The 4,024-nt window shown below is 63.0% G+C and carries 5 protein-coding genes; all 5 read left to right on the forward strand.

Going from position 1 to position 4,024, the window contains the following annotated elements; translation table 11 throughout:
* Positions 1-96 precede the first annotated feature (96 nt).
* A complete protein-coding gene (locus EN879_RS22230; RefSeq protein ID WP_013533623.1) occupies positions 97-771 on the forward strand; it encodes a response regulator transcription factor in 675 nt (224 codons plus the stop codon).
* The gene (locus EN879_RS22235; RefSeq protein WP_063170024.1) at positions 768-2,267 is read left to right on the forward strand and encodes a HAMP domain-containing sensor histidine kinase; all 1,500 of its coding nucleotides are present in this window, start codon (positions 768-770) and stop codon (positions 2,265-2,267) included. The genes EN879_RS22230 and EN879_RS22235 overlap by 4 nt, the downstream gene beginning before the upstream one ends.
* 80 nt (positions 2,268-2,347) lie before the next feature.
* Positions 2,348-3,337 (forward strand): glycosyltransferase family 2 protein, encoded by a 990-nt coding sequence (locus tag EN879_RS22240; RefSeq protein WP_181172679.1) that lies wholly within the window; start codon positions 2,348-2,350, stop codon positions 3,335-3,337.
* Positions 3,330-3,518: a hypothetical protein gene (locus EN879_RS40100; protein ID WP_245493851.1), complete on the forward strand. Its 189-nt coding sequence runs from the start codon at positions 3,330-3,332 to the stop codon at positions 3,516-3,518. Before EN879_RS22240 ends, EN879_RS40100 begins: the two co-directional genes overlap by 8 nt.
* Before the next feature lie 9 nt (positions 3,519-3,527).
* Positions 3,528-4,024, forward strand: a 497-nt coding sequence (locus EN879_RS22245) for a class I SAM-dependent methyltransferase (protein ID WP_245493852.1), incomplete at its 3' end; no start/stop codon positions are given.

Below are 4,024 nucleotides of genomic sequence, written 5' to 3' on the forward strand. Positions count from 1 at the left end.
CGGGCGGCAGATGGTTCATCACCAATTTTCGTCAACCGAAGCTGGAATGCGAATGAATTGCCACAGCGTGCCGGCTGCCTGTGACGGAGAGTGCGCATGCGCATCCTGCTGATCGAGGACGAGCCGGAAATGGCCTCGGTGCTGAAGACCGCGCTCGAGCGCCAGGACATCATCGTCGACCATGCCGCGACACTGGCGGATGCCGAAGCCGTGGCGCGGCTCGGCCACCATGACGCGGTGGTGCTGGACCGCCGGCTGCCGGATGGCGATGGCCTCAGCCTGATCCCGCGCCTGCGGGCCTTGCATCTGGACGTGCCGGTGATCGCGTTGACGGCGCTCAGCGGGCTCGACGATCGCGTGGCGGGGCTCGACGCCGGCGCCGACGACTACATGGTCAAGCCGTTCGCCACGGTGGAACTGGTCGCCAGGCTCAATGCCTTGCACCGGCGTTCGTTCACCACGCGTGCCAATCAGGTGATGGTCGGCCGCCTCACCTATGATTTCCGCCATCGCGAGGCGCTTGTCGAGGACCAGGCGCTGGAACTGCCGCGGCGCGAGCGGCTGGTGCTCGAAACGCTCATCCGCAGGCCGGGGCGGACGATCATGCGCGGGGCGCTGGAAGAAGCCGTCTATGCTCTCGACGACGAGATCGGCTCCAATGCATTGGATGCGCACATTTCGCGGCTGCGTCGCAAGCTCGACGACGTCGCTGCCGGCATCGAGATCAGGGCGATCCGCAACCTCGGTTATCTCTTGCGGGCCGCCTCGTGAAGAAGTCGCGCACGCGATCGCTGCAATGGGTGCTGGTGCGGCGGATGATCCTGTTGCAGGCGGCGACGCTTCTTGTCTTCATCGTGCTGTGCGCGGCCGCGCTGTGGATCGCCGATCCACGGCTTCTTGTCGACAACGAGGCTGCCGTCGCCACCCTCAAGGATGCCGTCGATCGTGACGGCAACGGCAGATTGATCGTCCATGAGACCGATGGATTGCGTTCGTTTCGTAAGGGGTTCCCCAATGTCTGGTACATCATCCGCGACAACAACGGCCAGAGCATCCGCTTCGGCAGCATACCCGACGTCTACACCAGGAATTTTGGCGATCTGCTGGGCCAGGCCGATCACGCCACCATCGGATTTTCCGAAGATGATTTGAGGCCGGAGGCCTACCTCGAAAAAGTTTCGACCAAGGCTGGCACGGTTCAGATCATTGCCGCGACGCGATCGTCGCGGGAAGAGACCGACGGCCTCGAAGTCACCATTTCGGCCACCATCGACGTCGCCAAGAACCCGGACGGCAGCAGGAACTGGGAGAAGGCGCTTCCCGCTCTCGCGGCCATCATCGTCATCCTGCTGCTGCCGATCGTCCTCGTCATGGGAGCCACGACCCTGGTGACGACGCCAGCCGTCGTGCGCCGGTCGTTTGCCGGCCTCGTCGACACCGTCCAGCAGGCCGCGCGCATCGACATCGGCACCCGTGCGATGCAGCTGCCGGTCAAGAATGTGCCGCAGGAGATCGCGCCGCTGGTGCATGCCTTCAACCAGACGCTGGCGCGCCTCGCCCAGGGCTATGACCGGCACAACCGCTTCCTCACCGACGCGGCGCACGAACTGCGCACGCCGATCGCCATCCTGCGCACGCGCGCCGAATTGCTGAAGCAGGAACCGCAAAGCGCGCGCCTGCTGCATGACATCGAGCGCCTGTCGCATCTTGCGCAACAGCTGCTCGACCACCAGCTGCTCGACCGCCCGGCGGACCAGCGCCAGATCATAGACCTCTGCGATCTTGTCGGCCGGGTCGCCGCCGACTTCGCCCCGCTCGCCATCGAAGCAGGCTACGATCTTGCCTTCGAGCCGCCAGCCAACAAGGTCCATGTCGAGATCAACGTGCTGCAGATCGAGCGGGCGCTGGCAAATCTCGTGCGCAATGCCATCGATCATGGCGGCGGTTCCGGCACGATCACCATAGCGATCGATGAAAACGGCGGCGTCGAAATCCGCGACGAAGGCCCAGGCATTCCAGCCGATGAGCACGAGAACGTTTTCGAGCCCTTCTACCGACTGCGGCCGCAATCGCGCGGCGCGGGCCTGGGATTGAACCTTGCCCGGCAGATCGCACTGCTGCACGATGGCTCCATCCGGATATTGGCCGGCTCCTGGCAAGGCGCCCGCATCCGCATGGAGTTGCCGGTTCGGGCGGTGGCCGCGTGCGGCAGAAATGATGGCCGGCCCACGGTTGCGGCCGATCCCGCTGGCTTATCTGTTTTCTAACCAATTGCCGCTATTCCCAATCGGATAGCGGGAGCAAGGCTTTGGTGGAGACGGAGAGAAACACCGCGCGACGCGGCGTCATGCTGTCGGTGGTCATCCCATGCTACAACGAGCTGGATGGCGTGGCCGAACTGCATCGGCGGGTAACGGCCGCATGCCTTGGGCAAGGCCCTTCCTACGAGATCGTCCTTGTCGTCGATGGCGCGACCGACGGTACGCGCGAGGCCATTCTGCAGCTGGCCGAAAAGGACGACCATATCGTCGCCATCGACCTTGCCCGCAATTACGGCCACCAGATCGCGTTGAGCGCCGGGCTCGAATTCTGTCGCGGCCAGCGCATTCTCATTCTCGATGCCGACCTGCAGGATCCGCCTGAACTGCTCGGCGCGATGATGACGAAGATGAACGAAGGCTTCGATGTGGTTTACGGCCAGAGGCTGACGCGCGATGGCGAAAGCTGGTTCAAGCTCGCCTCCGCATCCATGTTCTATCGCTTGCTGCGCCGGATGGTCGACGTCGACATAGCCCCGAATACCGGTGATTTCCGACTGATGAACCGTCGCGCGCTCGACCATCTGAACGCGATGCCAGAACGTTACAGGTTCATTCGCGGCATGGTGAGCTGGATCGGGCTGAGACAGGTGGCTTTCCCCTATGAGCGGCACCGCCGCTTTGCCGGCACCACCCACTATCCGCTGAAGAAAATGCTTCTTCTGGCGGTCGACGCCATGACCAGCTTCTCCATCGTGCCCTTGCGGTTCGCCTCGCTGCTCGGAATGATGTTCGGGCTTCTGGGGCTGGTCGTGCTCGGCTACACGCTGCTCGAATGGTCGGTCGGAAACGTGTTGCCCGGCTGGACCAGCCTCGCCGCGATCGTGCTGATCCTCGGCAGCGTCCAGCTTATGGTGCTTGGAATCTTCGGCGAGTATCTCGGGCGCATGTACATGGAGACAAAGCGGCGGCCGCTCTACTTCGTCAACGAGATCGTTTCGCGCAGCCAGGCGGTGGAGGACGGCGAATTGCCGGTCCATCGCCTGCAGGAGATGGCAAAGAGGGCCGCACGTGCTTGAGGCGGAATTCGACCAGTTTGCGCGGGAATATCAGGAGCAGCATGCCGCAAGCATAAGGCTGAGCGGCGAAAACCCGGATTTCTTCGCCAGGTACAAGATCGACGACGTCGCCGCGACGCTGCGGCGGGCCGGTGTCAAACCGCGACGAATACTGGATTTCGGCGCCGGCGTCGGCAATTAGCTCGGCCATATGCGCAACGCGTTTCCCGACGCGGAGATCACCTTGCTCGATCCTTCGCGGGAATCGCTCGACATCGCCAGCAAGCGCTTTCCCGGCCAGGCCGCCTTCACGCATTTCGACGGCAAGACAATTCCCTTTGCCGACGGCAGCTTCGACCTGGCCTTCGCGGCCTGCGTCTTCCACCATATCCCCGAGAACCTGCAGATCGGACTGTTCGCCGAGATCGGCAGGGTGCTGGCCTATGGCGGCAGCTTCTTCGTCTTCGAACACAATCCTTGGAACCCGCTGACCACGCACGCGGTGAGGAACTGTGCCTTCGACGAAAACGCGGTTTTGATAAATTCGCGCGAGATGCGCGGGCGCATGGCCGAGGCGGGCCTTGCCAATACGAGGATCGTCTACCGGATTTTCTTTCCTCGGATGCTTGCGAGACTGAGGCCGTTCGAGCGCTTCCTCACCAAGGTACCTGTCGGAGCCCAATATTTTGCGCATGTGGTCAAGCCTGC

The sequence above is a fragment of the Mesorhizobium sp. M7A.F.Ca.AU.002.02.1.1 genome (genome assembly GCF_003998535.1).
GTDB classification, from domain to species: Bacteria; Pseudomonadota; Alphaproteobacteria; order Rhizobiales; family Rhizobiaceae; genus Mesorhizobium; species Mesorhizobium ciceri.

Coding starts and splice junctions, on each gene's coding strand:
- EN879_RS22230 (WP_013533623.1), top strand. CDS start 97: ATGCGCATCCTGCTGATCGAGGACGAGCCGGAAATGGCCTCGGTGCTG.
- EN879_RS22240 (WP_181172679.1), top strand. CDS start 2,348: ATGCTGTCGGTGGTCATCCCATGCTACAACGAGCTGGATGGCGTGGCC.